The 19621-nt window shown below is 58.4% G+C and carries 13 protein-coding genes and 1 tRNA gene; 9 read left to right on the forward strand and 5 right to left on the reverse strand.

Translation table 11 applies throughout. The features are described 5' to 3' along the window. Positions 1–11 precede the first annotated feature (11 nt). A tRNA-Gln gene (locus JXR15_RS08565) sits at positions 12–86 on the reverse strand. A gap of 221 nt (positions 87–307) precedes the next feature. Here JXR15_RS08565 and JXR15_RS08570 point away from each other — a divergent pair. Then, positions 308–1537 (forward strand): acyl-CoA dehydrogenase family protein, encoded by a 1230-nt coding sequence (locus JXR15_RS08570; RefSeq protein WP_422052821.1) that lies wholly within the window; start codon positions 308–310, stop codon positions 1535–1537. A gap of 494 nt (positions 1538–2031) precedes the next feature. Here the strand turns inward: JXR15_RS08570 and JXR15_RS08575 are convergent, their stop codons facing one another. Both JXR15_RS08575 and JXR15_RS08580 read right to left on the reverse strand, forming a co-directional pair. Further along, the gene (locus JXR15_RS08575; RefSeq protein WP_422052822.1) at positions 2032–3669 is read right to left on the reverse strand and encodes a sulfatase-like hydrolase/transferase; all 1638 of its coding nucleotides are present in this window, start codon (positions 3667–3669) and stop codon (positions 2032–2034) included. A gap of 322 nt (positions 3670–3991) precedes the next feature. Further along, on the reverse strand, positions 3992–5236 hold the full coding sequence (locus JXR15_RS08580; protein ID WP_422052823.1) for an Hsp70 family protein: 1245 nt from the start codon (positions 5234–5236) through the stop codon (positions 3992–3994). A 179-nt stretch (positions 5237–5415) separates the two neighbouring features. Here JXR15_RS08580 and JXR15_RS08585 point away from each other — a divergent pair, with 179 nt between their 5' ends. After that, positions 5416–7044 carry a glycoside hydrolase family 43 protein gene (locus tag JXR15_RS08585; protein WP_422052824.1) on the forward strand — a complete coding sequence of 543 codons (1629 nt, stop codon included), beginning with the start codon at positions 5416–5418 and terminating at the stop codon, positions 7042–7044. A gap of 152 nt (positions 7045–7196) precedes the next feature. Here JXR15_RS08585 and carB read toward each other — a convergent pair whose 3' ends face one another. Continuing rightward, positions 7197–10538, reverse strand: coding sequence for a carbamoyl-phosphate synthase large subunit (gene carB, locus JXR15_RS08590; protein WP_422052825.1), 3342 nt, complete (start codon positions 10536–10538; stop codon positions 7197–7199). Between the two features lie 200 nt (positions 10539–10738). Between carB and JXR15_RS08595 the strand changes: the two genes are divergently transcribed. The 6 genes from JXR15_RS08595 (at position 10739) to JXR15_RS08620 (ending at position 18200) form a co-directional block, all read left to right on the forward strand. After that, entirely contained in the window at positions 10739–11863 is a 1125-nt protein-coding gene (locus tag JXR15_RS08595) for an aminodeoxychorismate synthase component I (protein WP_422052826.1), read from the forward strand. Next, complete coding sequence (locus tag JXR15_RS08600) at positions 11821–12465, forward strand: aminotransferase class IV family protein (RefSeq protein WP_422052827.1); 645 nt, start codon at positions 11821–11823, stop codon at positions 12463–12465. Before JXR15_RS08595 ends, JXR15_RS08600 begins: the two co-directional genes overlap by 43 nt. A 259-nt stretch (positions 12466–12724) precedes the next feature. Further along, positions 12725–14581: an aspartate--tRNA ligase gene (gene aspS / locus JXR15_RS08605; protein WP_422052828.1), complete on the forward strand. Its 1857-nt coding sequence runs from the start codon at positions 12725–12727 to the stop codon at positions 14579–14581. A 172-nt stretch (positions 14582–14753) separates the two neighbouring features. Next, a complete protein-coding gene (locus JXR15_RS08610) occupies positions 14754–16160 on the forward strand; it encodes a DUF1800 domain-containing protein (protein WP_422052829.1) in 1407 nt (468 codons plus the stop codon). 10 nt (positions 16161–16170) lie between these two features. After that, positions 16171–17418, forward strand: a complete 1248-nt coding sequence (locus JXR15_RS08615; protein WP_422052830.1) for a DUF1501 domain-containing protein — start codon at positions 16171–16173, stop codon at positions 17416–17418. Between the two features lie 65 nt (positions 17419–17483). Beyond that, on the forward strand, positions 17484–18200 hold the full coding sequence (locus tag JXR15_RS08620; protein ID WP_422052831.1) for a GNAT family N-acetyltransferase: 717 nt from the start codon (positions 17484–17486) through the stop codon (positions 18198–18200). 78 nt (positions 18201–18278) lie between these two features. On the opposite strand, the gene JXR15_RS08625 is transcribed toward JXR15_RS08620, so the two are convergent. After that, on the reverse strand, positions 18279–18992 hold the full coding sequence (locus tag JXR15_RS08625) for a response regulator (protein ID WP_422052832.1): 714 nt from the start codon (positions 18990–18992) through the stop codon (positions 18279–18281). 174 nt (positions 18993–19166) lie between these two features. Between JXR15_RS08625 and mce the strand changes: the two genes are divergently transcribed. Beyond that, the gene (gene mce / locus JXR15_RS08630) at positions 19167–19571 is read left to right on the forward strand and encodes a methylmalonyl-CoA epimerase (RefSeq protein ID WP_299419148.1); all 405 of its coding nucleotides are present in this window, start codon (positions 19167–19169) and stop codon (positions 19569–19571) included. Positions 19572–19621 lie beyond the last annotated feature (50 nt).

Genomic DNA, 19621 nt, shown 5'->3' on the forward strand with positions numbered 1-19621 from the left:
TTCGATGAAGTTGGCTGGGGTGGTAGGATTCGAACCTACGATGCGCTGTACCAAAAACAGGTGCCTTACCACTTGGCTACACCCCAACTGTGAGGCAGGGTTTACTTAGCAGCGCGGGCAGGCGCAAGACCCGAAATGCATTTTTGGTAGAAAAAATTTGCCCAAAAATGCAGAAAAATTTTCGGAAGTTTTTAGGACTTCTCTAACCCCTGATTTTTAAGACCCTGCGTCATTTTCTATCCCCCTCGTGGACAAGAGGACCGCCCGCGCGACATGGTGGGGCAACGAGATAGAGAGGAGTTGGGCGATGTTTCTGGGAATGCGACCTGAAAACGAAAAGCTGTTGGCAAAGGTCAAAGAGATGATCCGCGAGGAGGTGATGCCTCTGGAGGATGAATACCACGCGGAGATCGGTAAAGGCGACCGTTGGGCCTACACGGAACGTCAGGCGGAGATCCTTGAGGGGCTGAAAGCCAAGGCCAAAGAGCGGGGCTTGTGGAACTTCTGGCTGACTGATTCCGACAAAGGTTTTGGTCTCTCCACCGTGGAATATGCCTTCTTTGCGGAGCAGATGGGCAAGACGCCTTTGGGCGCAGAAGTGTTCAACTGTTCCGCCCCGGACACCGGCAATATGGAGGTGTTTGAACGCTACGGCAGCGACGCCATGAAAGAAACGTGGCTGAAGCCATTGCTCAATGGCGAGATCCGGTCTGCCTATCTGATGACGGAGCCGGATGTGGCCAGTTCCGATGCCACCAATGTCTCCATGTCCTGTGTGCGGGACGGCGACGACTATGTGCTAAATGGCGAGAAATATTGGGCTTCTGGCGCTGGAGACCCACGCTGCAAAGTCTACATCGTGATGGTGAAAACCGGCGGCGATGATCTGCCGGTGCACAAACGCCAGTCGATGATTGTGGTGCCCGCAGATGCCGAGGGTATCGAGATTTTGCGCCCGATGATGGTCTATGGGCAGGACGATGCGCCGCATGGGCATATGCATCTGAAGTTCACCAACGTGCGGGTGCCTGCGGACAGTATTTTGCTGGGCGAGGGGCGTGGTTTTGAGATTGCGCAGGGGCGGCTTGGGCCGGGGCGCATCCACCATTGTATGCGCGCGATTGGGCAGGCCGAGGCGGCGCTGGAGCGGATGTGCAAACGCGCGCTGAGCCGGGAGGCCTTTGGCAAGAAGCTGGCGCATCTGGGGGCGAACTACGACATTATTGCCGAGTGCCGCATGGAGATTGAGCAGGCGCGGCTGCTGTGCCTGAAGACGGCCTGGATCATGGATCAGGGTGATGCGCGGGCGGCGGCACCGTGGATCAGCCAGATCAAAGTGGTGGCGCCCAATGTGGCCCTGAAAGTGATCGACGAGGCGGTGCAGATGTTTGGCGGCACCGGTATTTCACAGGACACTCCCCTGGCGCAGGCCTGGACACATGTGCGGACGTTGCGCCTTGCCGATGGTCCGGACGCAGTGCACCGCCGCCAAGTGGCCCGCAAAGAGCTGCGCCAATACACGCAGGAAAAGGTCTGATTTTCACGTCGGTATAACGTCGGTATCGCGACTGTTTTGCGGAGGAGCCTATTTTTGTTGCATTGGGGAAGCGCGCAACAGCGGGCGGTGGAGTAGGGGAGAATTAAGAGGGAGGCTCCTGAAAGGTTGAAGTTTTGGTTGCTCCAAGCAGAACAATGGCTGCTTGCAGCCCAAAGCGGACATGGTTGCGCTGTAAGATCGGTGGCGTGCAGCTTTAAGCGGGGACAACCACGAAGTCTGCTTTAGTGGAATTTCCTTCCGCAACCACGGGATATGAAGATCAAGTGGTTATGCATGTTATTCTCGGAACTAAAATCTCGCAGTAATGTCCCGACCCAAGGATGCGCAGTTGGCGTGAAACTGGGCTCCTAAACATCAACCACCCCCAGTGTTGCTTAAGAAAGCAAGTTGAAAACCCACACAATTGGGCAAACACCAATCAGAGAGGCAGCTCCAGGAATCAAACAAATCTTGTCCGTGAAGCGGCGTTTAAGTTATTGCCAGCTTGCAAAAGTCTTGCGGGCCAATTCGCTTTCTGGTCGCAAATTTTCAATGCCTCCATAGGGTTCATCAGTACCAATCTCTCTATGTGGGTATTTTGCAATCATTTTCTGATGCCGTTTGGCCATATCCTGGAAGGACGCTCCGGACCAAAGCGATTGGCCGATGTCAGAATACATCTCGCGCGGATCTCGAAGTATATTGAACACCGGCGCAGCGGCCCCTGGAACGCCAGGTGCGGGCATGTGCATCTTGAATTCCTGTTTCACAATCGAGCGCAAAACTGGTCCTTCGTAGATATAGACATAATCTCTCCGCGAGTTGCCATCCCCCTCAAGAAACAACGCTGTCTGGTCCACACCGTCGATGATCCGGTCACGCGGGATAAATTCAGTTCCGCCTGCGATACGGGCGAAGGTTGTGAATAGATCCGAAACGTGAACGATGTCCCCTGCGTACTCGCCTCCTTCAATTGCAGCAGGCCAGCGTACAAACGCATCGACTCGAACCCCACCCTCGAGGTGTTCCGCTTTGCCTCCGCGGTAAATCAATTCGATCATGCCTGAAGTGGGGGAATACTGCTTAAAGATACCGTTGTCCGCCATGATTACCACAAGCGTGTTATCCGCAATTCCAAGTTCATCAACTTTGGCCATCAAATCACCGATCCAATCGTCAAGTTGCTCCATTTTGTCGGCCATAAAACCACCGTTGCGGGACCGCTGTTGTTCGCCGTAAGTGAAATTGATTGGGTAAAGCGGCCAGTATTGCAGAAAGAATGGTTCGTCTTCTCCTGCCAAACGGTCAAGTTGCTCCAAGACCTGAGCTTGGTAGGTTTCGTTCATGCGCTCATAGTGCGCCTGTGTCCATTCCTCACCAGCTTCGATGCCGACTTCCCGAGCATCCTCTCCGGCCTTGGCTTCGAGACCTGTCACAAGTCCGTAGGGTTTGAACCGTTCATCCATTCCATATTTTCCGGATTGAGTGGACGGATGCCAGCCATTGAGGTTGCCTGCATTCGCAGCCTCTGGTGTCATCAGGCTCAATTGCACTTGCTGATGGACTGGAAAATACGCGACATCAAACCCCTGATTGTGAGCGAATGACTCCTCAATATCACCCTGGTGCCACTTCCCAACATGTGCTGTGTTATAGCCGGATTGATTGAGAATTTCGGCGATGGTAACTTCGTCTTTGGACAAGCCTTCACCGACAAGGGCAACTTTCACTTCCTTGACACCTGCGCGAATTGGGTGCCCTCCGGTCAGGAATGCAGTGCGGGTAGGTGTGCAGGAAGGCTCAGTATACATCCGCATCAAAGAAAGGCCTTCTGCGGCGAAATCATTGATGTTTGGTGTGTCAAACCCGGTGACAAAGTTCATGGCAGGATTGCCCATCAGACCAAAACTCACATCATCGATGAGAACGTAGAGAATATTAGGGGGCTTGCCATCGTTTCTTTCTCGAACTTCCGCCAGTTTCTTGTCGATCTCGATGTCTTGGGCATCCCATTGCTCGCCGTTCTGAGCGCGTAGAAAATTGTATTCTCCGTCATGGATGATGGGGCCTTCCTGGGCCATGACTGACGTGGATGCAACTAAGGTTGCGAACAATGCGGTTCGAAAAATCAAGTTTGGGTTTCCTTTATTGAATTGTCCGAAATCTGTGAGCTTGCGTTATTGTTGTCTGCGAATTTGACCATCTTCAATGTCCAGCAATACCAAAGCTTCACGCTACGGTCTACTTGCGCCGTGTAACCGCCATTCGCCAAACCGCCTATACAAGTTAGCTAGGGGCCATTCGCCTGACTTTGCAACGTCCGCTTCCTGCGCAAAGCGGCCTTTCACGTTGTAACGCTCCCCTGCGCACGAACCGAGGGGCAGGAAGCGAAGCGCCCGCCCCGTGGGGGCGGTTCGGGCGCTGCCAAATCTGTGATTTGGCAAATGGAAAGGGTTACCGCCGTTCCGCCGCAATCGCCAATCCATCCGCGACGGCAGTGAAGACCTCAGAGACTTTGTGCGCGGCTTGTGGAAAGCGTGCTTTGGCGGTGTCTTGCACCACAGAGAGCAGGCTGGAGCCGCCGACGTAGATCACTTGGGTGACGTCCTGCGCGGCGGTGTCTGTGTTCGTCAAAATGTCCATCATGGCTTGATCGAGCTTGGCGGCGTGGCCGGCGAGGATGTCGGGCAGCAATGCGGGAGGCAGGGCTGGGGTCAGGCTGGCGTCCAGCACGGAGAGGTCGATTTTGGGATTGGCCGTGGCTTTGCTGGCGGAGACTTTGCCGGCTTCCACCGCAAAGGCGATGTCGTGGCCAAGCTCATCGCGCAGGACCTCGGCGAGGCGGGCGATTTGGTCGGGCGCCTGAGCCTGGCGCAGCATGCCGTCCACGGCGCGGCGAGTTTGCGCTGTATACAGGAAGGGGATTTTCTCCCAGGTGGCGAGGTCGTTGAAGATCGCCGCCGGGGCGGTGTGGGTGCCGCTGCCAAACTGGTTGCGCAGTTCGGTGCCGCGCCCCAACAGAGGCATGACGCGGTCGATGCTGATGGCGCGGTCAAAGTCGGTGCCGCCGATGCGCACGCCGTGGTTGGCGAGCGTGTCGATGCCCGCGTCTGTGGTGCGGAAGAGCGTGAAGTCGGAGGTGCCGCCGCCGATGTCAACGATCAGGCCGAGTTGGCCGGGCTGCTCCAGCGCGCCGTTGGCGATGGCAGCGGCCTCGGGTTCGGCCATGAAGGTGACGTCGGCGAAACCCGCAGCCAGATAGCATGCGCGCAGGTCGGCTTCGGCTTGCGCCTCGCGGGGGTCGTCTGCGCCGTGGAAAACCACCGGGCGGCCGGAGAGGGCGTGGTCAAAGGTCAGGCCGGTTTGCGCCTCAGCAGTTGTTTTGATGTGGCGCAGGAAGCGGGCGATGATGTCGACAAAGGTGACGCGCTCGTTCAGGACTTGGCGCTTTTCGTGCATCAGCGTGGTGCCGAGCACGCGCTTGAGGGCGCGCATGAAGCGGCCTTCGAGCCCGTCCAAAAGTGCCTGGTTGGCCGGGGTGCCGAGCAGGGTTTTGCGGCTGTCGAAGTCAAAGAAGAAGGTGGTCGGCAGGGTGGTTTCGCCGTGAGCGAAGGTCATCAGATGGGGCGCGCCGTTCACAGCCACACCAGCGGCGGAGTTGGAGGTGCCAAAGTCGATGCCAAGGGTGTGGGTGTGCATGGTGTGGTCTCCGCCAATAAAACGAAGGCGCGGGTTTAGGCGCGCGCGGAAGGGGGGTCAAGTGGGGGATCGCGGACGTGGCTGGTTGCTTTATTTAGTTTGAGTGTCAAAATAATTATTGGCGTGGGTGAGGAAGCCTGTTTAGGTGGGCGGATCAGAGATGTTGGGGAGGCATGATGATGACCGCAAAGACCATTTGGAATCCAATTTTGCGCGGGTTTAATCCAGATCCGTCGATCTGTCGCGTGGGGGAGGATTTCTACATCGCGACCTCGACGTTTGAGTGGTACCCGGGGGTGCAGATCAGTCATTCCAAGGACTTGGTGAACTGGCGCACCCTGCCACAGCCGCTCAATCGGGCGAGCCAATTGGACATGCGCGGCAATCCGGACAGTTGCGGCATCTGGGCACCGGCGCTGAGCTATGCGGATGGGAAGTTCTGGCTGATTTACACGGATGTGAAGCGCCTGGATGGGAACTTCAAAGATGCGCACAATTATCTTGTTACGGCGGAAAACATTGAAGGGCCGTGGTCTGATCCGATCTATCTGAATTCCAGCGGGTTTGATCCGTCGTTGTTTCATGATGCGGATGGGCGCAAGTATCTGGTCAACGTGGTTTGGAACCATTTGGCAACGATGGGCAATGCGAACACGCGCGGGGCGTCGTTTTTTGGTGGCATCCTGCTGCAGGAATACAGTGTTGAGGAAGAGCGATTGGTGGGGGAGATCACCAATATCTTTGTAGGCAGCGACCTTGGGCTGACCGAGGCGCCGCATCTGATGCAGCGCAATGGGTACTATTTTTTGATCACCGCGGAAGGCGGCACAGGGTATGAGCATGCGGTGACCTATGCACGATCCAAGGAATTGCTTGGGCCGTATGAGCTGCATCCAAAGAAGCACTTGGTGCATGTGCGTGACAATGACGCCAGCCCGTTGCAACGCACGGGGCATGGGCAATATGTCGAGTTGGAGGACGGCTCGGTCTATCATACGTTCCTGACCACGCGGCCTTTGCCGGGCATGCGGCGCTCGCAGATGGGGCGGGAGACCGGGATTGCGAAATGTGTCTGGGGCGCGGATGACTGGCTCTATCTGGACGCGGGGGGCACGGTTCCGAATTTGGAACAGCCTGCGCCGGAATTGCCAGAGCACCCTTGGCCTGCGCTGCCCGGGCGGTTTGAGTTTGCGGGCATGCAGGCTTTGCCACCGCAATTGCAATGGCTGCGCAGCCCGGAGCCTGCGCGCTTATTTGAGCTGACCGGCGACGCGTTACGGCTTTACGGGCGGGAGTCGATTGGGTCTTGGTTTGAGCAGGCCTTGGTGGCGGCGCGTCAAACTGAGTGGGAGTGCACCGCGGAGACTGAGGTTCAGTTTGCGCCGGACAGCTATCAGCAGATGGCGGGGCTGACGGCCTATTACAATCGGACCCAGTTTCACTATTTGGCTTTGACGATGGATCCGGCGACAGGCGGGCGGGCGCTGACAATCCTGTCTTGTCTAGATTGGCCGGAGGGCCGGTTGACCTATCCGCGGAGCGAGATGGTTGCAGTGCCGGATGCGGGCGCGGTGCGGATGAGGTTGGAGATCAATCGCGCAGAGTTGCAGTTTTTTTATGCGCTGGAGGGGGGCGATTGGCAGGCGATTGGGCCGGTGTTGGATGCGTCACGGTTGTCAGACGAAGGCGTGCGCGGGGAGCATTCCAATTTCACTGGCTGTTTTGTCGGCATGTGCGCGCAGGACATGACCGGGCGGGCGCAGGCGGCGGATTTTGCGTATTTTGAGGTGACAAACCGAGAGGGATAACGCGCTTCTTGCCCGGGGCGCGAAGCGGCTCGGGCTGCGCCTGCCTGCCCCTCGGCAGGCGCATTTGCGCCCACCCAGGCAGGCACTGCCCTAGCTGTTCACACAAAAAAGGCGCCCGCAAAGGACGCCTTTTTCTGTTCTGGCACGAAAGCTTAGCCCTGCAGGCTGCGGACTTCCAAATCACCTTCTTCACGCGCTTTCATGGCGCGGGCGGCGGCGTGGGATGCGGCCGCTGTTGTGAAGTAAGGGATGCGATCATACAGCGCGACGGAGCGGATTTCGCGGCTGTCGTTTACGGCCTGCGCCCCTTCGGTGGTGTTCATCACCAGAGAGATGTCGCCGTTTTTGAGCATATCCACAATGTTTGGCCGGCCTTCATAGACTTTGTTGACCTTTTCACAGGCCACGCCGTTTTCAGACAGCCAAGCGGCGGTGCCGGAGGTGGCGACCACTGTGAAGCCCATGCCAATCAGGATGTTGGCGGCGTCGATCATCATCTCGGTTTTGTCGTCGTCTTTTACAGAGATGAAGGCTTTGCCCTCAGTAGGCAACACCATGCCAGCACCCATCTGTGCCTTCAGGAAGGCGCGGGCAAAAGAGCGGTCCCAACCCATGACTTCACCGGTGGAGCGCATTTCTGGCCCCAGGATGGTGTCCACACCCGGGAAGCGGGCAAATGGCAGCACAGCTTCTTTTACGGAGAACCATGGCATGTTGGGATCCGCCAGGGTCATTTGATCCGCAATTGGCTGATCCTTGGTGGCGTCGAGTTCCACGTAAGGGGCGCGTTTTGGGAAGTCTGCCAGTTTCTCGCCCGCCATGATGCGTGCCGCGATGGAGGCAATTGCGCTGTCGGTGGATTTGGCCACAAACGGCACGGTACGGGAGGCGCGTGGGTTGACTTCGATCAGGTAGATGACGCCATCTTTTACCGCGAACTGGATGTTCATCAGGCCAACCACGTTGAGCGCAATCGCCAGCGCGTGGGTCTGACGTTTGATTTCCTCAATGGTGGCTTCGTCCAGCGAGTAAGGCGGCAAGGAACAGGCGGAGTCACCGGAGTGCACCCCAGCTTCTTCGATGTGCTGCATGATGCCGGAGATGTGTACGTCTTTGCCGTCGCAGAGCGCGTCCACGTCCAGCTCAACCGCACCGGACAGGTAGCTGTCGAGCAGCACCGGGCTGTCACCAGACACGACCACAGCTTCGGCGATGTAGCGCTCCAGCTGCGCCATGTCGCGCACGATTTCCATCGCGCGGCCACCCAAAACGTAAGACGGGCGGATCACCAGCGGGAAGCCGATGTCTTCGGCAATGGCCAGCGCTTGCGCATCAGTCGACGCGATGCCGTTTTTCGGCTGCTTGAGCTCCAGCTTGTTGACCAGCGCCTGGAAGCGCTCACGGTCTTCGGCGAGGTCGATGGCGTCTGGTGTGGTGCCTAGGATTGGCACGCCTTCAGCTTCCAGCGCGTTGGCCAGTTTCAGCGGGGTTTGGCCGCCAAATTGAACAATTACACCGTGCAGGGTGCCATTTTCCTGCTCCACGCGCAGGATTTCCATCACGTGCTCAAAGGTCAGCGGCTCAAAATACAGACGATCAGAGGTGTCGTAGTCGGTGGACACGGTCTCTGGGTTGCAGTTGATCATGATGGTTTCATAGCCCTGCTCGGTCAGCGCGTAGCAGGCATGACAGCAGCAGTAGTCAAACTCGATGCCTTGGCCAATGCGGTTTGGACCGCCACCCAGGATCACAACTTTCTTGCGATCAGACGGGCGGGCCTCACATTCCACGTCCCCCATCATTGGGGTTTCGTAGGTGGAGTACATGTAAGGGGTCTGCGCCTCAAATTCGGCGGCACAGGTGTCGATGCGTTTGAACACGGCGGTGACGCCCAGAGTGATACGGGCTTTGCGCACGTCACTTTCTGTCAGGCCAGCCAGCTTGGAGAGACGGGCGTCAGAGAAGCCCAGCATCTTGAGCTGGCGCATGGCCTTTTCATCGGTTGGCAGACCGTTGGCGATCACCTCTGCTTCGGCGTCAATGATCTCGCGAATACGGTCAAGGAACCACGGGTCAAACATGGTGACGTTGTGGATTTCATCGTTGGTCAGACCATGACGCATGGCTTGCGCGATGGTGCGCATGCGGTCCGGCGTGGCCAAGCTGATCGCTTTGATCACCGCTGCCTTGCCATCAGCTGTGTCATCTGCGCCGTTGATTTCGACCTCGTCAAAACCGGTCAGGCCGCTTTCCATCGAGGCCAGTGCCTTTTGCATGGATTCGTGGATGGTGCGGCCAATGGCCATGGTTTCGCCGACGGATTTCATCGCCGTGGTCAGGTTTGGCTTGGAGCCCGGGAATTTCTCAAAGGCAAATTTCGGTATCTTGGTGACAACGTAGTCAATCGATGGCTCAAACGAGGCCGGGGTGACTTTGGTGATGTCGTTGTCGAGCTCATCCAGTGTGAAGCCCACCGCCAGTTTGGCAGCGATTTTGGCAATTGGGAAACCGGTGGCTTTGGACGCAAGCGCAGAGGAGCGGCTCACTCGTGGGTTCATTTCGATCACAACCATGCGACCGTCCGCCGGGTTCACCGCCCATTGCACGTTGGAACCGCCGGTTTCCACGCCGATTTCGCGCAGCACGGCGATCGAGTCGTTGCGCATGATCTGATATTCTTTGTCGGTCAGCGTGAGGGCTGGGGCCACGGTGATGGAGTCACCGGTGTGCACGCCCATCGGATCGACGTTTTCGATCGAGCAGACAATGATGGCGTTGTCCGCTTTGTCGCGCACCACTTCCATCTCGTATTCTTTCCAACCCAGCAGGCTTTCATCCACCAGGATCTGGTTCACCGGCGAGGCGTCCATGCCGGTGCGGCAGTAGTGGATGTAGTCTTCACGGTTATACGCCACACCGCCACCGGTACCGCCCATGGTAAACGCGGGACGGATGATGGCTGGCAGGCCAATGTCATCCAGTTCTTCCAGCGCGAGGCGGATGCCTTCGTCGAGATCTGCCGTGCCGTCGTCGTTCTTCGGTGCGGTCACAATCGAAGCACGTGGGTTTTCGATGCCCAGACGGTCCATGGCTTCGCGGAAGAGTTTGCGGTCTTCAGCCATTTCGATGGCGTTGCGGTCCGCGCCGATCATCTCCACGCCAAATTTTTCCAGCACGCCCATTTCTTCGACCGCCAGAGCGGTGTTCAGGCCGGTTTGGCCACCCATGGTGGGCAGAAGCGCATCGGGGCGCTCTTTCTCGATGATCTTGGCAACCATTTCGGGCGTGATTGGCTCGATGTAGGTGGCGTCCGCCATGTTGGGGTCGGTCATGATCGTCGCTGGATTGGAGTTCACCAGGATGACGCGATATCCCTCTTCTCGTAGCGCTTTACAGGCTTGCGCGCCGGAGTAATCAAATTCACAGGCTTGGCCAATCACAATGGGGCCGGCCCCGATGATCATGATCGAGGAGATGTCGGTTCTTTTGGGCATGGTGGACCTCGGGCTGGTGGCAGCGATGTCTTGGCGGGCAGGAGTCGCCAAATACGCAAATTGTCGTGCGTTATACGGATCAGAAGGGCGGGCGCAAGGGGGATCGGAAATTTGTCGTAAAGCGCCGCAATTGACCACTGTTTTTTGATAAAATGCAACGTATATGGCTGGCAAGGATTTACCAGCGACCGGGGGCGGACGTGCAGATTCGATTTGATGATGGGCCAGATGGCGGTGCGACGCTGTTTCAGAATCCTGAATATGTGATCTCGATCACCGATCCCAATGAAGTTGATATGGCTTTTGAGGTGCTCAATCAGGCGCAGGAGGCCGGGTTCTGGCTGGCGGGTTATGTCAGCTATGAGCTGGGCTATCTGCTGGAGCCAAAGCTGCGGCGGTTGTTGCCCAAGACACGGCGGGTGCCGTTGATCAACTTTGGTGTGTTTCGTGCGCCGGAACTGGCAGGGCGGTTGCCTGGTGATGGTGGGTTTGAGCTGCAGCCGTTTGAGCCACGATGGAGTGCGGCGACCTATCGGGCGGCGTTTGATCGGGTGCATGGCTTTATTGGCGCTGGCGACATCTATCAGGCCAACCTGACGTTCCCGATGGAAGCGAAGTTTGAGGGCGATCCGGTGGCGCTTTATGGCGCGTTGGCGTCACGGCAAGCTGTGGGGCACGGAACCTTTGTGCGTCAGGCGGGTTTGCCGGACATTCTGTCCCGGTCGCCGGAACTGTTTTTCCGCACCGATGACAAAGGGCGGATCGAGACGCGGCCCATGAAAGGCACGCAGCCACGTAGCGATGACGCGAGCGAAGACGCGCGTCGGCGGCAGTGGTTGGCAACGGATGAGAAGAACCGGGCCGAGAACCTTATGATCGTCGATCTGCTGCGCAACGACATCAGCCGGGTGAGCAAGCCCGGATCGGTGCATGTGCCAAAGTTGTTTGAGATTGAGAGCTATGCCACCGTGCATCAGATGACGTCTACGGTGGCAGCGGAGTTGCAGGATGATGTGCGTTTGGCGGACATTCTGAAGGCGCTGTTTCCTTGCGGGTCGATCACCGGCGCACCAAAGCTACGGGCGATGGAGATCTTGCGCGATCTGGAACCTTGGCCGCGGGAGATTTACTGTGGCTCGATTGGTTGGGCGGCGCCAGATGGGCGGTCTGAGTTCAGTGTGGCGATCCGGACTTTGATGGCACAGGCCGGACAGATGACATTGAATGTGGGCGGTGGCGTTGTCTGGGACAGCACCGCGCCGGATGAATATGAGGAAGCGCTGTGGAAAGCACGGTTTGCACAGTTCCAGCCGGAACCCGCCTGATTGAGACGTTTGGTTATCGACCGGGGCAGGGGATTGCGCGGCTGGATTTGCATTTGCAGCGGTTGGCGAAGTCTGCCCAGGCGTTGGGTTTTGTCTTTGATCCTGTGCGGGTGGCTGAAGCGGTGGAGGCGCTGGGCGGGGATGTGCCGCTGCGCTGTCGGTTGACACTGGGCGTGGCGGGCGATGTGGAAGTCACGTCGGCAGCGCTGCCAGGCGCGATGGCGCAGTGGACGGTGCGGATCGCCTCGGATCGGTTGCACTCAGATGACGCGTGGTTGCGGCATAAGACGACGCGACGAGAGGTGTATGACCGCTGGCGGGCGGACTTGCCGGGCGGCGTGCATGAGTGGCTGTTTCTGAATGAGCGGGACGAGCTGTGTGAGGGCACAATAACCAATGTGATGCTGACCATGCCGGATGGGGAGCGACTGACGCCTGCACTGTCGTCTGGGTGTTTGCCGGGCGTGTATCGCCAGAGTTTGTTGGATGCGGGCACGGTGCGGGAGGCGGTTTTGACTGTGGATGACCTGCGGTCCGCAAAGAGTATTGTGCTTTCAAACGCGCTGCGTGGGGAGATAGCAGCGGTTTTGTCCCACGCTTGAAGTTGGAGGGCTGCGCCTGCCTGGGTAGGCGCTTTCGACCCCGTTTATGCACGGAACGACAGTGATTTTGAAGGTACAGATAGCCCCGCTGCTGCGTTGCAAGTGCGCCTGCCGGGGGGCAGGCAGGCGCAGCCCTTCCTGCGGTCGGGCAGAGAGGCCCGCTTTTTCCGCGCAAACCTGCGCCGTTCTCTTGACTTTGTCGGCCCAAAAAGGTGTATCGGGCCGACTGTAGTAATTCACCCTGAAAGAGGGCCCGCACATGCACGCCTATCGCAGCCATACCTGCGCCGACTTGACCAAAACCAACGTGGGCGAAACCGTCCGCCTGTCCGGCTGGGTGCACCGCATCCGTGACCACGGCGGCATTCTGTTTGTCGACCTGCGTGACCACTATGGCATCACTCAGGTGCTCTGCGATCCGGACAGCCCGGTGTTCTCCGAGTTGGAGAAGGTGCGCAGCGAGTGGTGTATCCGCATTGACGGCAACGTCAAAGCACGTGATCCTGAGCTGGTGAACGACAAAATCCCAACCGGTGAGGTTGAGGTGTTTGTGCGTGATCTAGAGGTTTTGGGCGCGGCAGACGAGCTGCCACTTCTGGTGTTTGGTGATCAGGAATACCCGGAGGAGACCCGTCTGAAGTATCGCTTCCTCGACCTGCGTCGTGAGCAGATGCAGCAGAACATGACCATGCGCTCTGACGTTGTGGCCTCCATGCGCAAGCGCATGTGGGACAAAGGTTTCCGCGAGTATCAGACGCCGATCATCACCGCGTCCTCGCCGGAGGGCGCGCGCGACTTCCTCGTGCCGTCCCGTATTCACCCTGGCAAATTCTATGCGCTGCCGCAGGCGCCACAGCAGTTCAAACAGCTGATGATGGTCGCGGGCTTTGACAAGTATTTCCAGATTGCACCGTGCTTCCGTGACGAAGACCCGCGTGCCGATCGCTCGCCCACCGACTTCTACCAGCTCGACATGGAAATGTCCTTTGTGGAGCAGCAGGACGTCTTTGACACCATCTCGCCAGTGATCGCGGGTGTGTTTGAAGAGTTCGGCGGGGGTCGCAAGGTGGATGCGCCAAACGAATGGCCGCAGATCCCTTATGCGGAAGCGGCACTCAAGTATGGCTCCGACAAGCCAGACCTGCGCAACCCGATCGAGATGCAGGTTGTGTCCGAGCATTTTGCCGGCTCCGGCTTTGCGATTTTTGCCAAGCTTCTGGAGCAGGAAGGCACCGAAGTGCGGGCCATTCCGGCGCCAACCGGTGGGTCGCGCAAGTTCTGTGACCGCATGAACAAATTTGCCCAAGGCGAAGGTCTGCCGGGCATGGGCTATATCTTCTGGCGCAAGCAGTCTGCGGACACCATTGCGCAGGAGCAGGGCATCTCCGTGAAAGAGGTGAACGCGAAGATCAAAGCCGGTGAGATCGTTCTGGGCGAAGAGGCGGCCGGTCCGCTCGCGAAGAACATCGGTCCAGAGCGCACTGAAGCCATCCGTCAGCAGCTGGGTCTGGGCGTGGGCGATGCGGCCTTCTTCCTGGGCGGCAAACCTAAGGCGTTTGAAGCAGTTGCTGGCCGTGCGCGTAACGTGATTGGGGAAGAGCTGGGACTGATCGACAAAGACCGCTTTGCCTTTGCTTGGATCGTGGACTTCCCAATCTATGAAGCGGACGAAGAAAGCGGCAAGATCGATTTTGAACACAACCCGTTCTCCATGCCGCAGGGCGGTCTGGACGCGCTGAATGGCGATCCGTTGGCTGTGAAAGGCTATCAGTATGATCTGGCCTGTAACGGCTATGAGCTGGTGTCTGGGGCGATCCGGAACCACATGCCAGAGGTGATGCTGAAGGCGTTTGAAATTGCTGGCTATGATGAGAACGAAGTGAAAGAGCGCTTTGGCGCGCTTTACAAAGCGTTCTCTTACGGTGCGCCACCCCACGGTGGGTGTGCCGCTGGTGTGGACCGCATTGTGATGCTGCTGGCCGATCAACAGAACATCCGCGAAGTGATGATGTTCCCGATGAACCAGCGTGCCGAAGACCTGATGATGAATGCGCCAAATGATCCGTCCAGTGATCAGCTGATGGAGCTTGGTCTGCGGGTGATCCCGCAGGAGTGATCCTGCGTTTAAGCATTTGAGATTTGAGCCGCCTGCGACCCCGTCGTGGGCGGTTTTTTGTTTGTCTGGCGTCGCATCGGCGGATTCTTGTGAGATATGACCGGAATTCCTAAACGGCGTAGAAGCGGCATTCCTATCTGTTAGGGTGAAGTGAAGGTGAACGAGGAGCGCTGTGACCGTGGTGTTTGATCCAGATATTGCACAGACCCGATTTGGCTACGGGTTGTCCCCTAAGGTGGCGGGACCGGCGGACATCGCGGAGATGATGGCACTTTTGCGTGCAGACGAGCCGGAGATGCCCTGGTTCCCGTTGCCCAGTGATGCGGAGATGCGGGAAAAAATGCTGGCGTTGTTGGACGCACGTCGCAAGATTTCCAAAGCGGAGAAGGGCAGTGATGCGCAGCAAGCGCTGCAACAGGCGTTCAAAACGGCCAGACGCGCCTCCAAGCAAGAGGGCGCCAAGTGGATTGGTGCCACATTGGCGCGGCGGGTTTGGAGCCGTGATGGCTTGCGCGAGCGGCTGGTCGCGTTTTGGAATGACCATTTTTCCGCCCCCGGGAAAAACGTGATTTATCGCTATACCGAGCCAGGGTATGTGGCCAATGCCATTCGGCCCTTTGTGAACGGACGGTTTGAGGACATGCTGATCGCTGCTGTCTTACATCCACAAATGCTGCATTTTCTGGATCAGAATAATTCCGTGGGGCCCAACAGCGCCATTGCGAAGAAGCGGTCGGAGAAAAACCTTGGCCTTAATGAAAACCTGGCGCGTGAGATTTTGGAGCTGCACACGTTGGGGGTGGGTGGCCGGTATACGCAAAAAGATGTGCGCCAACTTGCCGAGCTGCTGACCGGCGTGACCACAATTCAGAAGAAAGGAACCGCGTTTCTGGCCAAGCGGGCAGAGCCTGGGGCGGAGACGGTTCTTGGCAAGGAATACGGCACGCGGCGGGCACAGATGGCGGATGTGCATGCGGTGTTGCGGGATCTTGCACGGCATCCGGATACGGCGCGTCACATAACGCGCAAACTGGCTGTGCATTTTGTGTCCGACACGCCGGACGAGGATTTGCTGGTGTCGATGGGCGCTCGGTATTTGGAAACCGATGGCGACTTGGCTGAAGTGGTGGAGACGATGCTGCGCCATCCTGCGGCTTGGGCGCCGGTGGGGCCAGGTGTCGGCAATTTCAAACAACCGGAGCTGTTTGTCAGTTCGGCGCTTCGGGCCTTGGCGGTCCCCAAAATACAGCTTCGGGAGGTGAAGAGCCATCAGTTGGAGCGCTTGCTTGGCACGCCGTTGCGCACGATGGGCCAACCTTGGCGGCGACCGTTTGGGCCGGATGGCTTTGAAGAAGGGGATGCGCACTGGCTGACGGCGCAGGGCTTGGCGGCGCGGCTGCAATGGGCGCTGGGCGTGCCCACGGCTGTGTTGCAGGACTTGCCGGACCCGCGTGTGTTTGTGGAAACAACGCTGGGCGGACAAGCGCCCGCGTCGGTGCGGTTTGCGGCGGACGCAGCGGAAAACCGGCGTGAGGGGATCGCGTTGGTGCTGATGTCGCCTGCGTTCCAACGGGTGTGAGGAGAGCGTCATGGGAAAAACAGTGATGGATCGACGGGGCTTTCTTGGTCGTGGTTTGGCGGTGGGGTGTTCACTCGCCGCAAGCCCGTTGATGACACCGGTGAGTTTTGCTGCCACGGGGGGCGAGAACCGGCTGGTGGTGATTATTCTGCGCGGCGGCTTGGATGGGCTGGATCTGCTGCAGACGGACAATGCGGCCTTGCGCGCGTTGCGTCCCACCCTGTCCGCACGCGCGCCGTCGGGCATGGAAATTTCTGAGGGTATGATGCTGCATGTCGCAGCCAGGCCATTGTGGCCAATGTGGCAAGCCGGAGAGTTGGCTTTTGTCCAGGGGGTGTCGACACCATACCGCAACAAACGCAGCCATTTTGATGGGCAAGATTTGCTGGAGGCAGGGACAGCGCAGTTGCCAACAGGTGCAACCCGAGACGGCTGGCTAAACCGGATGTTGCAGAACATGCCGGGCAGTCAGATGACCACGGCTTACGCGGTGGGGGCAGATCCGATGTTGCTCAGCCAGGGCGCGGCGGCGGTGGAAACATGGTCGCCTGACGTGGGCTTTGTGTTGTCCAGTCAAGGCGCGCGGTTGTTGGAGATGACCATGGAACGGGATCCGGCCATGGCAGCAGCGATGCAGAAAGCCATGACACTCGCGGGCGACGGCGGCGGTGGTGTTTTGGAGATGGCTGACAACGATGTGATGAGCGAGTTGGACAGTATGATGGATGCACAGATGAGCCCGAAAGGACGCGGTCGCGCCGGCGCGCATGTGCGGGTCGCGGAATTTGCGGCGCAGCAATTGCGGGACGCTGCGCGGGTGGCGTGTTTCTCAATTGGCGGATGGGACACACATGCGGCACAGGCGCGGACTTTGAAAGCGCCACTCAAACATTTGAGCGATAGTTTGCTGGCCCTAAAAGCCGGTGTTGGTGAAGAAGTCTGGGCCCGGACAACCGTATTGGCGATGACGGAATTTGGCCGTACGGTGGCGGAAAATGGCACCAAAGGCACGGATCACGGCACCGGTGGCATGATGGTCCTGGCAGGCGGCGCAATCCGCGGTCGAACTTTGCATGGACACCTGGCTGGACTGGAAGAAGCCGACCTCTTTCAGGGGCGCGATCTGATGCCCACAGATGATGTGCGCCGCTATGCGGCCTGGGCCATTCGGGAAAGTTTTGGTCTGGATCGAGCGGCGCTGGAAGGGGCGGTGTTTCCGGGGATGCATCTGGGTGATGCGCCGGGATTGTTGGCTTAAGTCAGAAAGGCTTGGCGCGCGGGGCGGGCTGTGCCACTACTTGGCCAACTGAAGGAAGACCACGCATGAACACATCCCGCCCTGTGGGCTTTGCCGTGCCTGATTGGACCGTGCCACCACGTCCATCGGGAGAGGTTTTAGACGGCCACTATGTGCGGCTTGAGCCGTTAAACGCAGAGGCCCATGCGGCGCTTCTGTATCGTGCCTATCAGGCAGATGACTGGGTGTGGGACTACATGCCGTATGGGCCCTTTCATTCGGCGGCACAGTACCATCGCTGGGTGCGGGAAACGGTCGAGAACCAAGCCCATTTTTTCTACGCGATCTATAGCAAGGCGGAGCGCACCTTCACGGGTGTGGCATCGTATCTGCGGATCTATCCAGAGCGTGGTTCCATCGAGGTTGGCAACATCAACTTTGCGCCAATGATGCAGGGCACACCGGCGGCGACGGAAGCGATGTTTCTGATGATGCAATGGGCCTTTGACAATGGTTATCGCCGCTACGAGTGGAAATGTGACGCGCTGAATGCGCCGTCCCGCCGTGCTGCGCAGCGGTTGGGGCTGAGTTATGAGGGCGTCTTCCGTCAGGCATTGGTCTACAAAGGACGCAATCGTGACACCGCCTGGTTTGCGGCAATTGATCGCGAGTGGCCCGCACTTAAAGCGGCCTTTGGAGCATGGCTGTCCCCAAGCAATTTTGACGAGACAGGTCAGCAGCGCGAGCGGTTGAGTGATTTGACCCAATTGGTGCGCGCCGCGAGCGATCCTGAACAAGGGTAAACCAAAATAGAAAAGGCGAGGCCAATGGCCCCGCCTGACTGTCCCGTGTCTTACGTCTTCGTTCCGGCAGTATAGGTGCTAGATCACAGCCGCTTCGGTGAGACGGCTTTCCACCACGCCATTGAGTTCCGCCACGTTGGCGCGCACGCCGGTGCCTTCTTTGCGGGCGCTTTCCACCGCTTTCGCCGCGTTGAGCAGACCTTTGTCCCCCGCACTGCGGGCAAGGCCGCCCAGAAACTGCGCGACATAGTCGATCAGCTCTTCATCGCCTTCTTTTAGCGTGTCTGCCGCGTGCAGCAGGTCATCGCGGAAGGCCACAGGGTCCGGCTTGATGGCTTCGTTGTCGGCCACGCGGGCCACTGTGGGGCGATACGCGTCAGGCAGGCGGCGCAGAATGGCTTGTTGGAAATCCGTGAGCGTGCCGTAGGGTTTAGGGATAAACCCGTCAGCCCCCGCCGCCAGGGCGGCCTCTTGAGCGAAATCATCCCCAGATGTGCCAAGGATCAGTTCGATCCGCGGGGTGGCTTTGTTAAGTTCTTCGATCAGCTCGGCACCGGAGCCATCCGGCAGTCCCATGTCCACAATCGCCACGGTTGGCATGTACACTTGCAGATGTCGTCGGGCAGAGGTCAGGCAGTCTGCGCGGCGGATGCGGGCACCGGAGCGCACACACATCAGACGCAGCGCGTCAGAGGAGAACCGGCTGTCTTCCACCACCAGTACAGTCATGCCCAGAAGTGGGCGCGCAGCTGATGGGGTGGTCAGCGGTGAGAAAGGCGATTTGTCGTCCATGTTTGAAATCCTCAACGAAGCGAAAACTACAAGTACCGAAACGTGCAAACAGGCTAAGAACACATGCCTAACGAAAGGTTAAAGTGATCCGCGACGCCCTGTCGCTTGCGCCGGCGCAGATCAGCGCACATAAGAGCGGTGAGCGGGATCCATGCCCCTTTGGAGGAGACAAAAATGATCGGACGATTGAACCACGTGGCCATTGCTGTGCCAGATCTTGAAGCCGCAAGTGCACAGTATCGCGATGCGCTGGGCGCCAAGGTTGGTGCGCCACAGGATGAGCCGGATCACGGCGTGACGGTGGTGTTTATCGAGCTGCCCAACACCAAAATCGAGCTGCTCTATCCGCTGGGAGAAGACAGCCCGATCAATGGCTTCCTTGAAAAGAACCCCTCCGGCGGCATTCACCATGTGTGTTATGAGGTCGACGATATTCTGGCGGCACGGGATCATTTGAAATCCACCGGTGCGCGCGTTTTGGGCAGCGGTGAGCCAAAGATTGGCGCGCATGGCAAGCCCGTGCTGTTCCTGCATCCGAAAGATTTCAACGGTTGCCTTGTAGAGCTTGAACAGGTCTAAGAGGCCAACCCCAAAACAGACCAGAATTGGCGGGCCAAATGTGTCCGCCT

The sequence above is a fragment of the Shimia sp. genome (assembly GCF_049116215.1).
Taxonomy (GTDB): domain Bacteria; phylum Pseudomonadota; class Alphaproteobacteria; order Rhodobacterales; family Rhodobacteraceae; genus Shimia.